Source organism: Pseudoruegeria sp. SHC-113, from assembly GCF_025376885.1.
In the GTDB taxonomy this organism is placed as follows: Bacteria; Pseudomonadota; Alphaproteobacteria; order Rhodobacterales; family Rhodobacteraceae; genus Pseudoruegeria.
The window spans coordinates 84,296-101,978 of record NZ_JAHUBR010000001.1 but is presented as its reverse complement, the minus strand read 5'-3'; the positions used below and the strand labels follow the sequence as shown (position 1 = coordinate 101,978).

Below are 17,683 nucleotides of genomic sequence, written 5' to 3'. Positions count from 1 at the left end.
GAGCAGCGGTTGCGAGGCCTATATAGTCGCGGTATGCCAACGCGAGACGCGTAAGGAAACCCCATTATGATTGGTTCGAAAATCGCCTGGGACGACACCGTCCTGCCCTTTCAGCTTGACCGCTCGGACGTGCGTGGCCGCGTCGCGCGCCTTGATGGCGTGCTGGATGATGTCCTGAAACAACATGACTACCCGCCGAGCGTGGAAGCGCTGGTGGCGGAGATGGCTTTGCTCACGGCCCTGATCGGCCAGACGATCAAGCTGCGCTGGAAGCTTTCGCTGCAGGTGCGCGGCGACGGCCCTGCACGCTTGATCGCCACCGATTACTATGGCCCGACGAAAGAGGGCGAGCCGGCCCGGATCCGAGCCTATGCCTCCTTCGATGCCGAACGGCTGGAGCCCAATGGCGACCCCTATGATCAGGTCGGCAAGGGCTATTTTGCCGTGCTCATCGATCAGGGCGAGGGCACCGTGCCCTATCAGGGCATCACCCCGATCGCGGGCGGCTCATTGGCCACCTGTGCGGAAACCTATTTCGCGCAGTCTGAGCAGCTGCCCACGCGCTTTGAGCTGAGCTTCGGGAAATCCACCCTCGCGGGCGGCCCGGAAAGCTGGCGCGCGGGCGGGATGATGATGCAGATGATGCCCAAGGCCTCGCCGCATGTGACGGGTGAAGGTGGCTCCGCCGAGGGCGGGCTGCTGAGCGCGTCCGACATCCTTGATGACGACGCCGAAGAGAACTGGTCGCGGGCCAATGTGCTGCTCGACACGGTGGATGAGTTGGAACTCATCGGCCCGACGGTGCAGCCAACGGAGCTTCTGGTGCGCCTGTTCCACGAGGAACAGCCGCGGGTGTTTGACACCCAGCCGGTGAAGTTCGGCTGCACCTGTTCCGAGCAGCGCGTGCGCGACAGCCTGTCGATCTACTCCGCCAAGGACATTGGCCATATGACCACCGAAGACGGCAAGGTCACGGCCGATTGCCAGTTCTGCGGGGCGCATTACGTGCTCGATCCGGCCACGGTGGGCTTTGAGGCCCAGAAAGCCGCGGATGGCGAGGCCTGACACCATCGAAACGATCCGCGCCGCCCTCAATGGGGGTGGCGCGGCGTCGTCGGATTACGATCTGCACCCGGATCTCGTGTTACCGGAGGGGCGCAAACTGCGCCCCGCGGCCGTCCTTGTGCCGCTGATCGCGCGGGCGGACGGGCTGCGGGTGATCCTCACCAAACGCGCGTCGGGCCTGAAACACCACCCCGGCCAGATCGCCTTTCCGGGCGGCAAGCAGGATCAGGGCGATGAAAACCTCATCGCCACCGCCCTGCGCGAGGCGCGGGAAGAGATTGGCCTGCCGGAAGAAAACGTCTCTGTTCTTGGGCAACTTGCCCCGCATGAGACGGTAACAGGCTTCATCGTGACGCCGATTGTGGCCAAGGTGATGGCGGATTTCACACCCGTGCCGGAAGCGGGAGAGGTGGAAGAGGTCTTTGAAGTGCCGCTCGCGCATCTGCTGCAGGACGGCAATTTCCTGATCCAGTCCCGGCTGTGGCGCGGCCAGCAGCGCAAGTATTTCACGGTGCCTTTCGGGCCCTATTACATCTGGGGCGCCACCGCGCGGATGCTGCGTGGCTTCGCCTCCGTGGTGCGCGGCTGATGCGGGTGACGGGGGAGTGGATCGACGCGCCCGAGGCGCAGGCGGTGATGGCGGTGCTCACTGGTGCTGGCTATGCGGCCTATTTCGTGGGCGGTTGCGTGCGCAACACGCTTCTGGGAGCGCCCGTTGGGGATCTGGATGTCTGCACCGATGCGCGGCCTGAGGACACGCACCGGCTTTTCACTGAGGCAGGCTTTCGGGTGGTGCCCACAGGCATCGACCATGGCACGGTGACAGTGATCGCGGGCGGCACGCCCTTTGAAATCACCACCTTCCGCAAGGATGTGGAAACCGATGGCCGCCGCGCCGTGGTGGCCTTTGCCGACAGCATCGAGGACGACGCGCACCGGCGCGATTTCACCATGAACGCGCTTTATGCCGATGCCACGGGCGCGGTGCAGGATCCGCTGGGCGGCTTGCCTGATCTGAAGGCGCGCCTTGTACGCTTCATCGATGACCCGGAGGCGCGCATCCGCGAGGACTACCTGCGCATCCTGCGGTTCTTCCGGTTTCATGCCTGGTATGGCGATCCCGATCAGGGGATCGACGCAGACGGGCTGGCCGCCTGCGCCGCAAATTCCGCCGGAATAGAGACGCTTTCGGGCGAGAGGCTGGGGGCGGAGATGAAGAAGCTCCTTGCCGCGCCGGACCCTGCGCCCTCGGTTTCCTCCATGCAGCAAGCGGGTGTGTTGAACGCGGTTGTGCCCGGTGTTGACTCCAAAGCGCTTGCGCCGCTTGTGGCGTTTGAGGCGCAGGCGGGCATGGCACCGGATGCGATCCGCCGCCTTGCCGCGCTGGGCGGAGAGAGCGTGGCAGAGCGCCTGCGGCTGAGCCGCGCGGAAGCGCGCACGCTTGAGGTGTTGCGTGAGGCCGTAGGGTCTGGCCAAAGCCCGGCGGAATTGGGCTATCGGCTGGGCGCAGATATGGCGCAGAGCGTGGTTTTGCTGCGCGCGGCCCTGCTGGAGATGCCTCTTGAAGTTCAGGATCTGAAGGCCGCGCAGGCGGGGGCGGAAGCCACATTCCCCGTAAGTGCGAAGGATCTGATGCCTGCCCTCAGCGGCCCCGCGCTGGGCGCGCGGCTGAAGGCGCTGGAGGCCGACTGGATCGCTTCGGGATTCACCCTGACGCGGGCCGAACTTCTGGCTTGACGCGCCCCGCCGCGCGGATACGTTCGCCGGGTTTTCCCTGACAGACAGATCCCCGACATGACCGCCGAAACCTACCTTGCCCTGCTGCTTCTGGCCTTCACCGCCGCCTTCACGCCGGGGCCGAACAATGCGATGGTGGCGGCCTCGGCGGCGAATTTCGGCTTCCGCCGCACGCTGCCTCATATCGTTGGCATCGGGCTGGGCTTTCCGCTGATGATCTTCATCGTTGGGTTGTTTCTGGGCGAGATCTTCGCGCGCAGCGTGCTACTGCGCGAAGCGCTGCGCTGGGGTGGGGCGGCATTGCTGCTCTATATCGCGTTCCAGATCGCGCGCTCCGGCGGGCTCTCCCGCAAAGGGGAAAAAGCCGCGCGCCCGATGCGGGCCACGGAAGCGGCCGCCTTTCAGTGGATCAACCCGAAGGGCTGGGCGATGGCCATTGCCGTCACGGCGCAATTCGTGAGCGGGCAGGGCGGCATGACGGCGGCGCTCATCGTGGCGGCGACCTTCGTTCTGATGGGCTTTTGCTCGGCCTCCACCTGGGCCGTGGCCGGGCAGGCGCTCACCCGCTGGCTCACCACCGAAAACCGCCTGCGCTGGTTCAACTACGGGATGGCAGCAATGATCGCGGCCTCTGTGGTGATGCTCTTCGCGGGGTAAACGCCTTCGGCGCGCCCGGTTTCCCTTTGGCACCGGAAGGGCTATATGTCCCGGGCACGACGAAGGGTTTTACTGTGTTCCGGTATTTCGAGAATTTCGTCGATCCCTATACGACGTATGAGGAGACCGACCGCCCCCCGCAGCGGCTGTGGCCGTTTCTGCGGGAATACGCGCGCCCGTTCCATAAGCTGTTTGTTTACGCCGGGGTGATGTCGCTTGTTGTGGCGGTGATCGAGATCTGGCTCATCGCCTATATGGGCCGAGTGGTGGATGTGCTTTCGACAGGCACGCCCGAATCGGTGCGCGCAGACTATGGGCTGGAGTTCCTGCTCGTTGCTCTCTTCATCCTTTTTGCCCGTCCGATCCTGCAGGCGCTGGATGTGGCGCTATTGAACAACGCGATCCTGCCCAACTTCGGCACGCTGATCCGCTGGCGCGCGCATAAACATGTGTTGCGCCAGTCGGTGGGCTGGTTCGAGAATGATTTCGCCGGGCGCATTGCCAACCGGATCATGCAGACGCCGCCCGCCGCCGGGGACGCGGTGTTCCAGGTCTTCGACATGATGACCTTTGCCGTCGCCTATCTGGTGGGCGCGGCGATCCTGCTGGCCGACGCCGATCCGCGCCTCGCGATCCCGCTGGTGATTTGGTTCGTGCTCTACGCGCTGCTGGTGCGCTGGACGATCCGCACCGTGGGCCCGGCTTCCAAGGCCTCGTCCGATGCCCGCAGCGAAGTGACGGGCCGCGTGGTGGACAGCTACACCAACATTCATTCGGTGAAGCTCTTCGCGCACCACGATCATGAGATCGACTATGCCAAGGAAGCCATCGAGAACACCCGCCGGACCTTCGCGAAGGAAATGCGGATCTTCACCAAGATGGATCTGGGCCTTGTCACGCTCAACGGCGGGCTGATCGTGGGTGTTGTGGGCTGGGCCGTGATCCTTTGGATGAATGGCGCGGCGAGCATCGGCACAGTGGCCGCGGCCACGGCGCTCACCCTGCGGCTCAACGCGATGACGGGCTGGATCATGTGGGCGCTCTCCACTTTCTTCCGCTCGCTCGGCGTGGTGTCGGAAGGGATGGAGACGATCGCCCAGCCGATCACGCTGGTGGACAAGCCCGGCGCGAAACCCCTGGCGCTGACAAAGGGTGAGATCGAATTTGACAAAGTCTCCCATCACTACGGTCGCGAAGCGGGTGGGCTGGATGCCATTTCGCTCACCCTAAAACCGGGTGAGAAGGTGGGTCTCGTGGGCCGCTCTGGCGCGGGGAAATCGACCCTCGTCAAGCTGATCCTGCGGTTTTACGACGTGGAGAAGGGCGCGATCCGTATTGACGGGCAGGACATTTCCGACGTGCAGCAAACCAGCTTGCGCGCCGCCATCGGCATGGTCCAGCAGGACAGCGCCCTGCTGCACCGCTCGGTGCGCGACAACATTCTTTATGGCCGCCCGGACGCCACCGAAGCTGAGGTGATCGAGGCCGCGAAACGGGCCGAGGCGCATGAATTCATCCTCGATCTGGAGGATCCGCAGGGGCGCACCGGCTACGACGCCCATGTCGGCGAGCGCGGCGTGAAGCTTTCGGGTGGGCAACGGCAACGGATCACGCTGGCGCGGGTCATCCTGAAGGACGCGCCAATTCTGGTGCTCGACGAGGCCACCAGTGCGTTGGATTCAGAAGTGGAAGCCGCGATTCAGGAGACGCTCTACGGCATGATGGAAGGCAAGACGGTGATCGCCATCGCGCACCGGCTTTCGACCATCGCGCATATGGATCGCATCGTCGTGCTGGATCAGGGCCACATCGCGGAGCAAGGCACCCATGCGGAACTGCTCAGCCAGAGTGGGCTTTATGCCGCCTTCTGGGAGCGGCAATCCGGCGGGTTCATCGGCACCGAGGATGAGGCCGACGCGCAATCGGAGGAGGCCGCCGAATGAGCCCCTTCCGCCTGACGACGCGCATCCTTGACCGTCTGCGCCTTGAAGCGCTTATCGACCCGCTGCAACCGGCAGACGGCCCGCCGCCGCGCACGCTGATGGCGTTCTTCGGCTGGTGCCTGCAGGGCAGCTGGCCTGTTTTGGGGCTGGCGGCCTTCATCTCCGTCGTGGCGGGCGTGATCGAGGTGGGCAGTGCCTTCCTGCTGGGGCTCGTGGTCGATGGCGCGCTGCGGGCGGGCGCGGGGGGATTGGCGGGCGAATGGCCGCTGCTTTTGGGCGTGGCCGGGTTCTTCCTGATCCTGCGGCCGCTGGTTTTTGGCGCCTCCGCGGCGATCCAGAGCATGGCCGTGGGGCCCAACGTGATGCCCTTGGTGCTGTCGCGCCTCAACCGCTACGCGCTGGGCCATTCCGTTGAATTCTTCGACAATGATTTCGCAGGGCGCATCGCCCAGAAGCAGATGCAGACGAGCCGCGCCGTGACCGATGTGACGATGGAGATGATCAACGTCGTGGCCTTCGCTCTGGCCTCGCTGGTTGGCGCGGCGCTCCTGCTGATGGGCATCGACTGGCGCATCGGCGCGATCCTTTCCGTCTGGCTGGTGGGCTATCTGCTGATGATCCGCTGGTTCATGCCACGCGTGCGCGTGCGCTCAGGCCGCCGGGCCTCGGCGCGGGCCATGGTCTCGGGCCAGATCGTGGACACGATTACCAACATCAAGACGGTGAAGCTCTTCGCCCACGACGCCCATGAGGATACGGCGGCCAATGAATCGCTCTCCGAATGGCGCGAAACAGCCGTGCATTTCGGCGAGCTTTCCACTTTCTTCCGCTTCGCGCTGATGGCTGTCGCGGGCGTGGTGCCGGTGATCCTGATCGGGGCGACGCTGCTGCTGTGGAACGCGGGCGAGGTGACGGCGGGGGCGATTGCGGCCACCGGCGCGGTGTCGCTGCGGATCGCGCAGATGACGGGCTGGGTCAGCTTCGTGCTGATGGCGATCTACGCCAATATCGGCGAGGTGGAGGACGGGATGACCACGCTCACCCCCTCCCACGCGCTAACCGACAGCCGCCACGCCAAACCGCTTCAGGTGACATCGGGCGCGCTCGATTTTGAGGATGTGCAGTTCAACTACGGCCAGCAGACGGGCGGCGTGAACGGGATCACGCTGGCGGTGCAGGGCGGGGAGAAGATCGGCATCGTTGGTGCGTCAGGTGCGGGGAAATCGACCCTTGTGAACCTGCTTTTGCGCCTTTACGACCCGGAAGGCGGCCGGGTGGAGATTGACGGCCAGAACATCAAGATGGTGACGCAGGAGTCCTTGCGGGCGCAAATCGGCACCGTCACGCAGGAAACCGCGATGTTCAACCGCTCCGCCTTCGAGAACATCCGTTACGGCACCCCCGGCGCGACGCTGGAACAGGTGCAGGAGGCCGCGCGGCGGGCGGAGGCGCATGACTTCGTGTTGCAGCTGCGCGATCACAAGGGGCGCGAAGGCTATGACGCGCATCTGGGCGAACGCGGGGTGAAGCTCTCCGGTGGCCAGCGCCAGCGCATTGCCCTTGCCCGTGCCATCCTGAAGGACGCCCCGATCCTCGTGCTGGACGAAGCCACCAGCGCGCTGGATTCCGAGGTCGAAGCCGCGATCCAGGCCGCGCTGGAGAGGGTGATGCAGGGCAAGACTGTGCTCGCCATCGCGCACCGGCTGTCGACCATCGCGCAGATGGACCGCATCATCGTGCTCGATGAAGGCCGCATTGCCGAGCAGGGCAGCCACGAGGAACTGCTTGCGCTGGGCGGCCTTTACGCCCGCTACTGGGAGCGCCAGTCCGGCGGCTTCCTCACCATTCAGGACGCAGCCGAGTGACATTTACCATTCAGAAACTGGGCCACCTTGGCGACGGGATCGCCGAGGGCCCGATCTTTGCTCCGATGACGCTTCCGGGCGAGGTGATCGAAGGCGAGGTGGAGAACGGGCGCATCACCGCGCCGAAGATCGTCACCCCGTCGCCGGACCGGGTGAAAGCCCCCTGCCGCCATTTCAAAGCCTGCGGGGGCTGCACCATGCAGCATGCCGCGGATCCCTTGGTGGCCGACTGGAAAGCCGGGATCGTGCAGGCCGCTCTGGCCGCCCATGGGCTTACCGCCCCGATCCGCTCGGTGCAGACCTCCCCGCAGCAATCGCGCCGCCGGGCGGTGTTTTCGGGCCGCCGCACCAAGAAGGGCGCGCTGATCGGCTTTCATGGCCGTGCGTCGGGCACCATCGTCGATCTGCAGGAATGCAGCGTCGTGCGGCCCGAGCTTCTGGCCTTGCGTGAGGCGATGGCCGCTCTGGTGATGCTCGGCGGCTCCCGTAAGGGCGAGGTGAGCCTGACGGCCACCAGCACGCTCGGCGGGGTGGATCTTGCGGCTGAGAACCTGCATCCGCTGGACGCCAAGCTGCGCGAAGAGGCCACGGCGCTGGGCGCTCGGGCCGGGCTGGCGCGGCTGTCGTGGAACGGGGAAACGGTGGCCGAATGGCACGCGCCAGTTCTGGCCTTCGGCAAGGCCCGCGTCGCCCCGCCGCCGGGCGCCTTCCTGCAGGCCACGGCCGAAGGCGAGGCTGCGCTGCTGGCCAGCGTGCGCGAGGCCGTGGGCGTTGCCGCGCAGATCGCTGATCTGTTCGCCGGCTGCGGCACCTTCTCCCTGCCGCTCGCCGATCAGGCCGAGGTGCTGGCGGTAGAAGGCGAGGCCGAGATGCTCGCCGCGCTCAACAAGGGTTGGCGCGCGGCGCAAGGGGTGAAGAGGGTGGAGACCGTGGCGCGCGATCTGTTCCGCCGCCCGCTGCTGCCGGACGAACTGGCGCGGTTTGACGCCGTGGTCATCGACCCGCCCCGTGCCGGGGCCGAGGCGCAGGTTGCAGAACTGGCCCGCGCGGATGTGGATCGAATCGCCTATGTCTCCTGCAACCCGCAAAGCTTCGCGCGCGATGCGGCGGTGCTGGTAGGCGTGGGGTATCACTTGGCGTGGATCGACGTGGTGGACCAGTTCCGCTGGTCGCCTCACGTGGAATTGGCCGCCTCTTTCACGCGAAACGCGGGCTGAGATCTTTTTTCGAGCTGCGAATTGGTGTATGGACGCCAACAAAATAAGAGTACGGGCAGTGTTTTCATGGTATCGCGCAGAACCATTCTCCTATCGCTGTTGATCGCTCCGCTGGCGGCCTGCAGTTCGAAATTTCGTAAATACAATGGGCCGGAAGTGACCCGCGTCGCTGTCTTCAAGGAGCAGCGCCGGATGTATCTGATGCATCACAGCCGGGTGCTCAAAGCCTATGACATCGATCTGGGCTTTGCCCCCGTGGGCCACAAGCAGTTCGAGGGCGACGGCCGCACGCCGGAAGGCGATTACACCATCGATCGACGCAACCCGAATTCGAAGTTCCACCTGTCGCTCGGGATCTCCTACCCGAACCGCCGGGATTTCGAAGTCGCGCAGGCGCTGGGGAAATCCGCGGGCGGAGATATTTTCATCCACGGTGAACCCAATGCCTTCAAACCCAAGGGCCGCGATTGGACCTGGGGCTGCATTTCCGTGAAAAACCGCGAGATGGAAGACATCTACGCCATGGTGAATGACGGCACGGTGATCTCGATCTACCCGTGACCGGCGCGTTCGGGCGGCTTTAGCCGCCCATCACCAATGTCCACCAGATCTTGCCGTTGGGTTCCTGATACCAGGAGAAGCCCATGTTGCGCGCTGCCGGATCAAGGATCACCGCGCGGGTGCCGGGCTGTTCCATCCAGGCGGCCAGTGTCTGAAGCTCTGTCTCGAAGGTCTCCGAAATGGCTTCGCCAACTGCCGGGCCCGGGTAGCCCGAGCGCGCCACGCGATCCAGCGGCGAGGAGCCGTCGGAGCCGAAGTGCCACGGGCGGTTCTGGTTCGACATGTCGCGCGAATGGTTGGAGGCGGCATTGGTGAGCGCGGTGTTCAGCTGCACCTGCTGCACGCCAGCCGCGGCGCGCAAGGTGTTCACCCCGTCCAGCATGCGGAACTGGATCTGGCCAGAGTCCCGCGCGGAGATCTTGTAGACGCTCGTCGCCGGGCGCCCATCGGGGCCGACGGCCGGAGTGGAGGGCTGACAGGCCGCAAGCGCCAGAACGGCGGCGAAAAGGGTGATCACGAGTTTGGGCATCGGCTCCACCGTGTAAGAATAACCCACCCTCATTACAGGCCCTGCGCGCCCGGATCAAACCGCCAAAACGGCCCAAGCCCGCACAAACCCGTGTTTAATTTGCGACTGAGGCCCCCGCGCCATATTATCCACAGGCTGCTTTTACATGACGAATCGGGGGGCAACTCATGGCTCAACGGGATTCCAAACGGCTCAACCGCCGTGTTTTTCTCGCATCTTCCGTGGCAGGGCTGGCCTGCACGGCCGCGCCTGCTTTGGCGCAAACACCGGAGCCGGGGGTGTTCACGCCGCCGGTGCAACGCAACTTGTCTGGCTTCAAGGCGCACAGCTGGCAGCCGCATTTCAGTAGTCTCTCGGGCGGGGCGATCCTTGTGGATGTGGACGCGCGGGTGCTGCACTACTGGTCGGCAGATCAGACGGTATACAAGCTTTATCCCACCAGCGTGCCCTTGACCGAAGATCTCACCCGCAGGGGCCGGACGTCCGTGACGCGCAAGGTGGAAGGGCCAAGCTGGTCCCCCACACCGGCGATGCTGAAGCGCAATCCGGAGTGGCCGAGCTACGTGCCGCCGGGGCCGGATAACCCGCTAGGCACCCATGCGCTCTATCTTGGGTGGAAGTACTATCGCATCCACGGCACCCACGACACGCGCAAAATCGGCCGCCGATCTTCCAATGGATGCATCGGGCTCTACAACGAACATATTGCCCAGCTGTACCAATTGGCGGGGCCGGGGACGCAAGTGTTGCTTATTTGACGCCACGAAACGGCAGGTTTTGGCAAATTCCGAAAGATACATTTGCAATCGGACACATAGCCTGCTTATTGGAGACTACGAGGTACAGTCTGAACTGCCTGCGCCGTCCTCATTTTGTTTAACGCGGCGTAAGGTGATTACTGGAGGTTAACATGAAGAAACTCGTTCTCGCCGCTGCGCTGACCGCTGCTGCTTCGACCGCTTTTGCTGGTGGTTACGAAGAGCCGATCATCGAAGAGCCGGTGATCGTTGAAGAAACCACCGGTTCTTCCGGCGGCTGGGTTGTTCCGCTTCTGCTGCTGGCCGTCGTGGCCGCTGCTGTTGCAGCCAACTAATTTCGGGTCACACCGAAAAAAGAGGCGGTGGCTCCCCAGCCACCGCCTTTTTTTATTGGCCGATCGGGCGCTGAGCGCGCCCTAGATCCAGCCCTTCAGATTGTCCTCAATCGATTCGACCAGCGCCGCGATATGGGCGTCGTCATCGTTCAGGCAGGGGATGTAGGTGAAGCTTTCCCCACCAGCGTGTTCGAAGCTTTCCTTGATCTCTTCGTTGATCTCTTCCAGCGTCTCGATGCAATCCGCCGAGAAGGCCGGCGCGATCACGGCGATCTTCTTCTTGCCGGTCTCTGCCAGCCGCGCGACCTCTTCCACGGTGTAGGGTTTCAGCCATTCTTCGGGGCCGAATCGGCTCTGGAAGGTGGTGGTGATCGCAGTGTCTTCCCAGCCGAGCCGCTCTTTCAGCAACCGCGTCGTCTTCTGGCACTGGCAATGGTACGGATCGCCCTCCAGCAGGTAGCGTTTCGGCACGCCGTGGTAGGAACACACCAGAATATCGGGCTTTTCCGCCAGCGCGCCGTAGGCTTTCTCCACCGATTGCGCGAGCGCCTCGATGTAGCTTTCCTGCGCGAAATAGGGCGGCACGGTGCGCGCGGCGGGTTGCCATTTCTCGGCCATCAAGGCGCGGAAGAACTGATCGTTCGCCGTGGCCGTCGTCGCGCCGGCGTAATGCGGATAGAGCGGGAAGAAGAGGATCTTCTCGCAGCCTTGCTCCACCAGCGCGCGCACCTTCGATGGCGTGGAAGGGTTGCCGTAGCGCATGCAGTAATCCACCACGACCTCCGCCCCGTGCAGCGCCTCCATCGCGTCCGCGATTTTCGTCACCTGCGCCTTGGTGATCGTGGCAAGCGGGCTTTCGTCCAACTCCTCGTTCCAGATCGATTTATAGGCCGCGCCCGAGGTGAAGGGGCGTTTGGACAGGATGATCAGCTGAAGCAGCGGCTGCCATTTCCACTTCGGGTAATCGATCACCCGCTGATCGGAGAGGAATTCGTTCAGATACCGCCGCATGGACCAGTAATCCGTGCCGTCCGGGGTGCCGAGGTTGGCCAGAAGCACGCCGATCTTGGGTTTCGGCAGCTTCGGGTGATCCTTCGGCGCATGGGCCGGGCAGGTGGCGTCTGGCTGGGTCATCGGGTCCGTCCTGGTCATTAGCGGTCTGGCGAGGAAGATAAGGCGCGAGGGGCGGTGTCAATCGCTTGGGGTAGGATTTGCGCCCGGCAGCGGCAATTCGTCTGTGTTGAGCGCATCCGAAAGCCGCTGGGCGGCGGAGCCGGGGCGCAAAGGTTTGGGTTGATCGGCATGGGGGGCCCAGCCGGTCAGGAAGATGAGCTCGAAGCTCGCCCGGATGCGGCCCTCCTGCCCGAAGGCCTCGGCGTAGATCCGCGCCGCCTCGGCGAAGAGGGCGCGGCGGGCAAATGTTTTCCGGCGCGCGGTGAGGGCGTTCGTCTCGCCCATGGCGCGCAGATCGGCGGCAAGGTGGAAGAGATCGCGGTAGAGCGCCACCTGCGTGGCGCTGTCGGCCACCGGCAGGGCAAAGCCGGCTCGTTGCAGCAACGCGCCCAGATCGCGGATTTCGGCCATGGGCAGCACGCGCGGGGACAGCCCGCCGCTTACCTGTGTCTCGGCCTGCGCCAGCGAGGCGCGGAGTTCATGGAGCGTCTGCCCTCCAAGCGCTGCGCCAAGGAACAGCCCATCCGGTTTCAGCGCCAGTCGGCATTGCACCAGCTGGCCGACGATATCGCCCGCCCAATGCAGCCCCATGGCGTGGATCACCAGATCATAGGGCGGGTTAGGGAAGGCCAGCAGATCGGCGCCGTCCTCCAGCACATCGGCCTCGGGGAAGGCGGGCTGCCAGAGCGCGGGCCAAGGCGTGATTACGGCCACCCGCTTAAACGCTCTGTTAACCTCGCTGAGTCTTTCCTTGATCTCCAGAAGCGCTTCTTCCTGCAGGAACAGAGCCGAGTCGCCGTGCTGCGCGGCACGCTGGCGGGCGCGGGCAAGGGCCTTCTGGTCGGTGATCGGGGCTTGGCGGCTCATGCTTTGTCCTGGGTTTCGCGGCAAGATAGGAGGCTGCGATGGGGATGCAAAGGGCTCTGAGGCTGATTTACCCGCCGCGCTGCCTTGGCTGCGGCGCGTTGGTGGCGGATGACGGGGGCCTCTGCGGCAGCTGCTGGCGGGAAACCCCCTTCATCACCGGGATCATCTGCCATGCCTGTGGTGTGCCGCTGCCCGGCGAGGAGGCCCCTGAGGGCGAGCTCTGCGACGATTGCCGCCGCATCGCGCGGCCCTGGGCGGCGGGGCGTGCGGCGCTTTTGTATCAAGGCAATGCGCGGCGGATGATCCTTGGCCTGAAGCGGGCGGACCGCTTCGATCTGGTGGAGCCTGCCGCAGGCTGGATGCTGCGCGCCGCCGCGCCGCTTCTGCGGGAGGATCTGCTCGTGGCCCCGGTGCCGCTGCACCGGATGCGTTTCCTGCAGCGGCGCTACAACCAATCCGCGCTGCTGGCCCGCGCTATCGCGCGGCGCGCGGGGCTCGGCTACTGCCCGGATCTGCTTCTGCGCCGCAAACAGACGCCGGTGCTGGAGGGCCTCGGGGCGGAGGCGCGTTTCGCCGCGCTGACCGATGCCATCATCGCCCACCCACGCCGGGAGGAGCTGATGACGGACCGCCCGGTGCTTCTGGTGGACGATGTGATGACCTCGGGCGCGACGCTGGCGGCCTGCGCCGAGGCCTGCCTTGCATCACGGGCAAGTGAGGTATGTGTCCTGACCCTCGCGCGCGTTGCGAAGGATGCCTAGATGCCTATAGTTCCGCGCAAACAAGGATACCGCCATGAAACCCGTCGAGATTTACACCTCCCCGCTCTGCGGCTTCTGCCACGCCGCCAAACGCCTGCTGAAGCAAAAGGGCATCGAGTTCACCGAATATGATGTCTCCCGCGATTCAGGGCTGCGCAAGACGATGATGCAGCGCGCCCATGGCCGCCACACGGTGCCGCAGATTTTCATCGGCGAGACTCATGTGGGTGGCTGCGACGACCTTTACGATCTGGAACAGCGCGGCAAGCTCGATCCGCTGCTCGCCGCCTGATGCTGCGCGCGGGGCTTCTGCAGCTTAACGTCTCCGATGATCCGGCGGCCAACCTGCCGGTGACTCAAGGCATGGTGGCCGAAGCCGCCGCGCAGGGCGCGCAGTTTGTGCTGACGCCTGAGGTGACGAATTGCGTCTCCGCCTCGCGCACGCACCAGCAGGCCGTGCTGCAGCCGGAAGCCGAGGATCGCACCCTTGCGGGCCTGCGCGAAAGCGCGGCGAAACATGGCATATGGCTGTTGATCGGTTCACTGGGGCTGAAAACCGAGGATGCAGACGGCCGCTTCGCCAACCGCTCTTTTCTGATCGCCCCGGACGGCAGCATCCGCGCCCGCTATGACAAGATCCACATGTTCGACGTGGAGATCAGCGAAGCCGAATCCTACCGCGAAAGCGCGGGCTACAGGCCGGGGGCTGAGGCCGTGCTGGCGGATACGGCATTCGGCAAGATCGGCATGACGATCTGTTATGATCTGCGTTTCGCCCATCTGCACCGCGCGTTGGCAAAAGCCGGCGCGCAGATCCTGACAGTGCCGGCCGCTTTCTCGCCCGTCTCCGGCGCGGCGCATTGGCATGTGTTGCTGCGCGCCCGCGCCATCGAGACGGGCTGTTTCGTGCTCGCCCCCGCGCAGACCGGCACTCATGCCGCAAGCACAGGCAAATCCCGCCAAACCTATGGGCATTCGCTGGTGGTTTCGCCCTGGGGCGAGGTTTTGCACGATGCGGGCGATGCACCGGGCGTCAGCGTGGTTGATCTTGACCTGTCACTGGTGGAGAAGTGCCGCAAACAGATTCCCGCGATCACCCACGACAGGGACTACACGGCACCGGTATGAACAACCCGAACGAATCCCTTGCCGCGGCCCTGTTCAGCGAGCTGTTCATGGCCGGGCAGCTGGCCCGCAGCCAGATCTCCAAGGCTCTGCCCAAGGGGATGGAGCTTTCGCATTTCTCGGTGCTCAACCACCTTGATCACCTGCGCGACGAGCGCACCCCGGCCCAGCTTGCGGCCACGTTCCACGTGACGCGCGGCGCGATGACGAACACGCTTTCCAAGCTGGAATGGGCTGGCCATGTGCACATCCGCCCCGATTGGGACGACGCGCGGCGCAAGTTCGTCTCGATCAGCCCGGCAGGCCGCGCCGCGCTGCAGGCCGCGATTCAGGCGATTGCGCCGATCTTGTCGGAGGCCACCGCCGACATTGGTGATGAAAACACCCGCACCACGCTCAAGGTGCTGCGCGAGCTGCGCCAGCACCTTGGGGAAAGCTGATCAGGGCTTGGTGGAGGCGGAGACGTAATTCACCGAAAGATCGCGGTCCGAAAGGGACCAGCTCCAGCTGATCGGGTTGAACACGAATCCCTTGCGGTCCACCGGCAGCAGCCCGGCCTTCTCGATCAGCCCGTAAAGCTCGTCCGGCGTAATGAACTTGTTCCAGTCGTGCGTGCCCTTGGGCAGCCAGCGCATCACATGCTCCGCGCCGACGATGGCCATCATGAAGCTTTTCGGGTTGCGGTTGATCGTGGAGCAGATCATCAGCCCGCCCGGTTTCAGCAGCGCGGCGCAGGCATCTGTGTAGGCCTGAGGATCGGCAACATGCTCCACCACCTCCATGTTCAGCACGACGTCAAACTGCTCGCCCGCCTCGGCCAGCGCCTCGGCTGTCACGTTGCGGTAGTCGATCACCAGCCCCTGCTGCTCCGCATGGACCTGCGCGACGGGGATGTTGCGCGGCGCGGCGTCCGCGCCCACAACCTCAGCCCCCAGCCGCGCCATCGGTTCGGACAGTAAGCCTCCGCCACAGCCAATATCCAGAAGGCGCAGGCCCTTCAAGGGCTCGGGCTGCGTCAGGTCGCGGTCGAACTCCAGCGCGATCTGGCTGGTGATGTAATCCAGCCGGCAGGGGTTGAGCATGTGCAGCGGTTTGAACTTGCCGTTCACGTCCCACCATTCCGCGGCCATGGCCTCGAACTTGGCGACTTCCGCCGGATCGACGGTGGTTTGAGCGGTGGTTTGGGTGGCCTGCATATGCGCCTCCGGTTAATATCTCGTGTCGGCCCCATGGCGGGGCGCCCTTGCAGCTTATATAGGTGGGGTATGGACAAAGTCGCAGACCAAAACAGCGCAGGCGGGTTCCTCTACCCCGCGATCACCCCGTTTGACCAGCGCACGCTGGAGGTGGGCGAGGGGCACCGCGTCTATGTGGAGCAATGCGGCAATCCCGAAGGCATCCCGGTCGTGGTGTTGCACGGCGGCCCCGGCGGCGGCTGCAGCCCGGCGATGCGCCGGTATTTCGATCCCAAGGCCTACCGGATCGTCTTGTTCGATCAGCGCGGCTGTGGGCGTTCGCGGCCCCATGCCTCGGTTGAGGACAACACCACGTGGCACCTCGTGCGCGACATCGAGACGATCCGCGCCGCGCTGGGCATAGAACGCTGGATCGTGTTCGGCGGCAGCTGGGGCGCGACGCTCGCGCTGATCTACGCGCAGGCGCACCCGGACCGCGCGGCAGCGCTGGTGTTGCGTGGCGTGTTCCTGATGATGCAGCGGGAGCTGGACTGGTTCTACGGCGGCGGGGCCGGGGCCTTCTGGCCGGAAGTCTGGGAGCATTTTGCCGGGCTGATCCCCGAAGAGGAGCGCGGCGATCTGATCGCCGCCTACCACGCGCGCCTGTTCTCCGGTGACACGGTGCAGGAATCCCGTTTCGCCCGCGCCTGGGCTGGGTGGGAAAACGCGCTTGCCTCGATCCACAATCAGGGCGCGCGGATGGAGGCGCCTTCGGATTATGCCCGCGCCTTCGCGCGGCTCGAAAACCACTATTTCGTCAACAAGGGCTTTCTGCAGGAAGACGGCCAGATCCTGCGGGATCTGCCGAAGATCGCCCATCTGCCGGTCTCCATCGTGCAGGGGCGGTTTGACATGATCTGCCCGCCGCAATCGGCCTATGCGCTGGCCAAGGGCCTGCCGCATGCACGGCTGAAGATGGTGCATATGGCGGGCCATGCGCTGTCGGAAGCCGGGATCACGGCGGAGCTGGTGAAGGAAATGAACGCCCTGCGGCTGCGGCGCACAACGCTTATGCTCTGAGGCCCCAACTGTCGCCAAACAGAGGGCGGCCCCGGCCCGTGGTGGGGGCGAAAGCCTCCGCCTTGGGGGCGGGCGGGGGCTGCCCGGCGTGCCGCCGGGCGGTTTGATCTCAATTTGCACCGGGTTACCCTATTTGCTGAGTATGCCAGCAGGAGGAGCCAGCGATGAGTGACGAGACCCCGAAAATCGAAGAGCGCGAGAACGGGCCGCTCATAGCGAAACACATCCACAGCCTGACGGGTGAGGATGGCGCGGCGCTGGAGGTGAAACCTGTGATGGCGCTCTGCCGCTGCGGGCAAAGCGCGAACAAGCCCTTCTGCGATGGCACGCACACCAAGGTTGGCTTTGAAAGCCGGGGCGGCAAGCCCGAAGGCCCAGACAAGTTCTTCACCTATGAGGGCAAGGAGGTGACGGTTTCCTTCAACCCGCGCCTCTGTGGCCATGCGGCGGAATGCGGGCGGATCGCCTCCAACATTTTCGACGCGAACAAGAAGCCCTGGGTGCAGCCGGACAATGGCACCGTGGCCGAGGTGGAAGCCGTAGTGGCGGCCTGCCCGTCGGGCGCGCTGCAGATGGGCACGCCGCCGGAAACCATGGTGGCTGAGGGCCGCGCGGAGATCATGATCCAGAAGGATGGGCCCTATTGGGTCACCGAGGTCCCGGTGGAGACGGACTCCTCGGCTGAAGGGATCTCGGAGCGGAAAAACATCCTCTGCCGCTGCGGGAAATCCGGGAACAAACCTTATTGCGATGGCACGCACCGCAGCGCGGGGTGGAAGAGCGGGGACTGAAGCTCAAAGAGCGCCCAACAGGCACTGTTGGGCCGCGCCGTCCC

At 64.8% G+C, this 17,683-nt stretch carries 20 protein-coding genes; 16 read left to right on the top strand and 4 right to left on the bottom strand.

From position 1 onward, the window contains the following. Nucleotides 1-63 precede the first annotated feature (63 nt). The 8 genes from KVX96_RS00520 (at nucleotide 64) to KVX96_RS00485 (ending at nucleotide 9,045) form a co-directional block, all read left to right on the top strand. The gene (locus KVX96_RS00520) at nucleotides 64-1,065 is read left to right on the top strand and encodes an Hsp33 family molecular chaperone HslO (protein WP_261195344.1); all 1,002 of its coding nucleotides are present in this window, start codon (nucleotides 64-66) and stop codon (nucleotides 1,063-1,065) included. Next, the gene (locus KVX96_RS00515; protein ID WP_261191970.1) at nucleotides 1,052-1,654 is read left to right on the top strand and encodes a CoA pyrophosphatase; all 603 of its coding nucleotides are present in this window, start codon (nucleotides 1,052-1,054) and stop codon (nucleotides 1,652-1,654) included. The genes KVX96_RS00520 and KVX96_RS00515 overlap by 14 nt, the downstream gene beginning before the upstream one ends. Continuing rightward, the gene (locus tag KVX96_RS00510) at nucleotides 1,654-2,802 is read left to right on the top strand and encodes a CCA tRNA nucleotidyltransferase (RefSeq protein WP_261191969.1); all 1,149 of its coding nucleotides are present in this window, start codon (nucleotides 1,654-1,656) and stop codon (nucleotides 2,800-2,802) included. Before KVX96_RS00515 ends, KVX96_RS00510 begins: the two co-directional genes overlap by 1 nt. Before the next feature lie 57 nt (nucleotides 2,803-2,859). After that, complete coding sequence (locus tag KVX96_RS00505) at nucleotides 2,860-3,459, top strand: LysE family translocator (protein WP_261191968.1); 600 nt, start codon at nucleotides 2,860-2,862, stop codon at nucleotides 3,457-3,459. A gap of 74 nt (nucleotides 3,460-3,533) precedes the next feature. Next, a complete protein-coding gene (locus tag KVX96_RS00500) occupies nucleotides 3,534-5,402 on the top strand; it encodes an ABC transporter ATP-binding protein (RefSeq protein ID WP_261191967.1) in 1,869 nt (622 codons plus the stop codon). Then, entirely contained in the window at nucleotides 5,399-7,267 is a 1,869-nt protein-coding gene (locus KVX96_RS00495; protein WP_261191966.1) for an ABC transporter ATP-binding protein, read from the top strand. Before KVX96_RS00500 ends, KVX96_RS00495 begins: the two co-directional genes overlap by 4 nt. Beyond that, nucleotides 7,264-8,484 (top strand): class I SAM-dependent RNA methyltransferase, encoded by a 1,221-nt coding sequence (locus KVX96_RS00490; RefSeq protein WP_261191965.1) that lies wholly within the window; start codon nucleotides 7,264-7,266, stop codon nucleotides 8,482-8,484. Before KVX96_RS00495 ends, KVX96_RS00490 begins: the two co-directional genes overlap by 4 nt. 66 nt (nucleotides 8,485-8,550) lie before the next feature. Continuing rightward, entirely contained in the window at nucleotides 8,551-9,045 is a 495-nt protein-coding gene (locus KVX96_RS00485) for a murein L,D-transpeptidase family protein (protein WP_261191964.1), read from the top strand. A 19-nt stretch (nucleotides 9,046-9,064) separates the two neighbouring features. On the opposite strand, the gene KVX96_RS00480 is transcribed toward KVX96_RS00485, so the two are convergent. Then, nucleotides 9,065-9,574 carry a CAP domain-containing protein gene (locus KVX96_RS00480; protein WP_261191963.1) on the bottom strand — a complete coding sequence of 170 codons (510 nt, stop codon included), beginning with the start codon at nucleotides 9,572-9,574 and terminating at the stop codon, nucleotides 9,065-9,067. Nucleotides 9,575-9,741: 167 nt separating this feature from the next. Here KVX96_RS00480 and KVX96_RS00475 point away from each other — a divergent pair, with 167 nt between their 5' ends. Together KVX96_RS00475 and KVX96_RS00470 are read left to right on the top strand one after the other, a co-directional pair. Continuing rightward, on the top strand, nucleotides 9,742-10,332 hold the full coding sequence (locus KVX96_RS00475; RefSeq protein WP_261191962.1) for a L,D-transpeptidase: 591 nt from the start codon (nucleotides 9,742-9,744) through the stop codon (nucleotides 10,330-10,332). 152 nt (nucleotides 10,333-10,484) lie between these two features. Then, complete coding sequence (locus tag KVX96_RS00470; protein WP_085867616.1) at nucleotides 10,485-10,667, top strand: hypothetical protein; 183 nt, start codon at nucleotides 10,485-10,487, stop codon at nucleotides 10,665-10,667. 81 nt (nucleotides 10,668-10,748) lie between these two features. On the opposite strand, the gene hemH is transcribed toward KVX96_RS00470, so the two are convergent. Together hemH and KVX96_RS00460 are read right to left on the bottom strand one after the other, a co-directional pair. After that, nucleotides 10,749-11,801: a ferrochelatase gene (gene hemH, locus KVX96_RS00465; protein ID WP_261191961.1), complete on the bottom strand. Its 1,053-nt coding sequence runs from the start codon at nucleotides 11,799-11,801 to the stop codon at nucleotides 10,749-10,751. Between the two features lie 57 nt (nucleotides 11,802-11,858). Next, the gene (locus KVX96_RS00460; RefSeq protein WP_261191960.1) at nucleotides 11,859-12,707 is read right to left on the bottom strand and encodes an SAM-dependent methyltransferase; all 849 of its coding nucleotides are present in this window, start codon (nucleotides 12,705-12,707) and stop codon (nucleotides 11,859-11,861) included. Between the two features lie 38 nt (nucleotides 12,708-12,745). Here KVX96_RS00460 and KVX96_RS00455 point away from each other — a divergent pair, with 38 nt between their 5' ends. From KVX96_RS00455 to KVX96_RS00440, 4 genes are read left to right on the top strand one after another with little or no spacing between them, the layout of a single operon-like run. After that, on the top strand, nucleotides 12,746-13,468 hold the full coding sequence (locus KVX96_RS00455) for a ComF family protein (protein ID WP_261191959.1): 723 nt from the start codon (nucleotides 12,746-12,748) through the stop codon (nucleotides 13,466-13,468). 34 nt (nucleotides 13,469-13,502) lie between these two features. Further along, nucleotides 13,503-13,760: a glutaredoxin 3 gene (gene grxC, locus KVX96_RS00450; protein WP_261191958.1), complete on the top strand. Its 258-nt coding sequence runs from the start codon at nucleotides 13,503-13,505 to the stop codon at nucleotides 13,758-13,760. Beyond that, nucleotides 13,760-14,596 (top strand): carbon-nitrogen hydrolase family protein, encoded by an 837-nt coding sequence (locus KVX96_RS00445; protein WP_261191957.1) that lies wholly within the window; start codon nucleotides 13,760-13,762, stop codon nucleotides 14,594-14,596. The genes grxC and KVX96_RS00445 overlap by 1 nt, the downstream gene beginning before the upstream one ends. Further along, the gene (locus KVX96_RS00440) at nucleotides 14,593-15,033 is read left to right on the top strand and encodes a MarR family winged helix-turn-helix transcriptional regulator (RefSeq protein ID WP_261191956.1); all 441 of its coding nucleotides are present in this window, start codon (nucleotides 14,593-14,595) and stop codon (nucleotides 15,031-15,033) included. The genes KVX96_RS00445 and KVX96_RS00440 overlap by 4 nt, the downstream gene beginning before the upstream one ends. Here KVX96_RS00440 and ubiG read toward each other — a convergent pair whose 3' ends face one another. Then, nucleotides 15,034-15,789 carry a bifunctional 2-polyprenyl-6-hydroxyphenol methylase/3-demethylubiquinol 3-O-methyltransferase UbiG gene (gene ubiG, locus KVX96_RS00435; RefSeq protein ID WP_261191955.1) on the bottom strand — a complete coding sequence of 252 codons (756 nt, stop codon included), beginning with the start codon at nucleotides 15,787-15,789 and terminating at the stop codon, nucleotides 15,034-15,036. Nucleotides 15,790-15,858: 69 nt separating this feature from the next. Between ubiG and pip the strand changes: the two genes are divergently transcribed. Together pip and KVX96_RS00425 are read left to right on the top strand one after the other, a co-directional pair. Next, complete coding sequence (gene pip, locus KVX96_RS00430; RefSeq protein ID WP_261191954.1) at nucleotides 15,859-16,848, top strand: prolyl aminopeptidase; 990 nt, start codon at nucleotides 15,859-15,861, stop codon at nucleotides 16,846-16,848. Between the two features lie 164 nt (nucleotides 16,849-17,012). After that, nucleotides 17,013-17,639, top strand: coding sequence for a CDGSH iron-sulfur domain-containing protein (locus KVX96_RS00425; protein ID WP_261191953.1), 627 nt, complete (start codon nucleotides 17,013-17,015; stop codon nucleotides 17,637-17,639). Nucleotides 17,640-17,683: the final 44 nt, after the last annotated feature.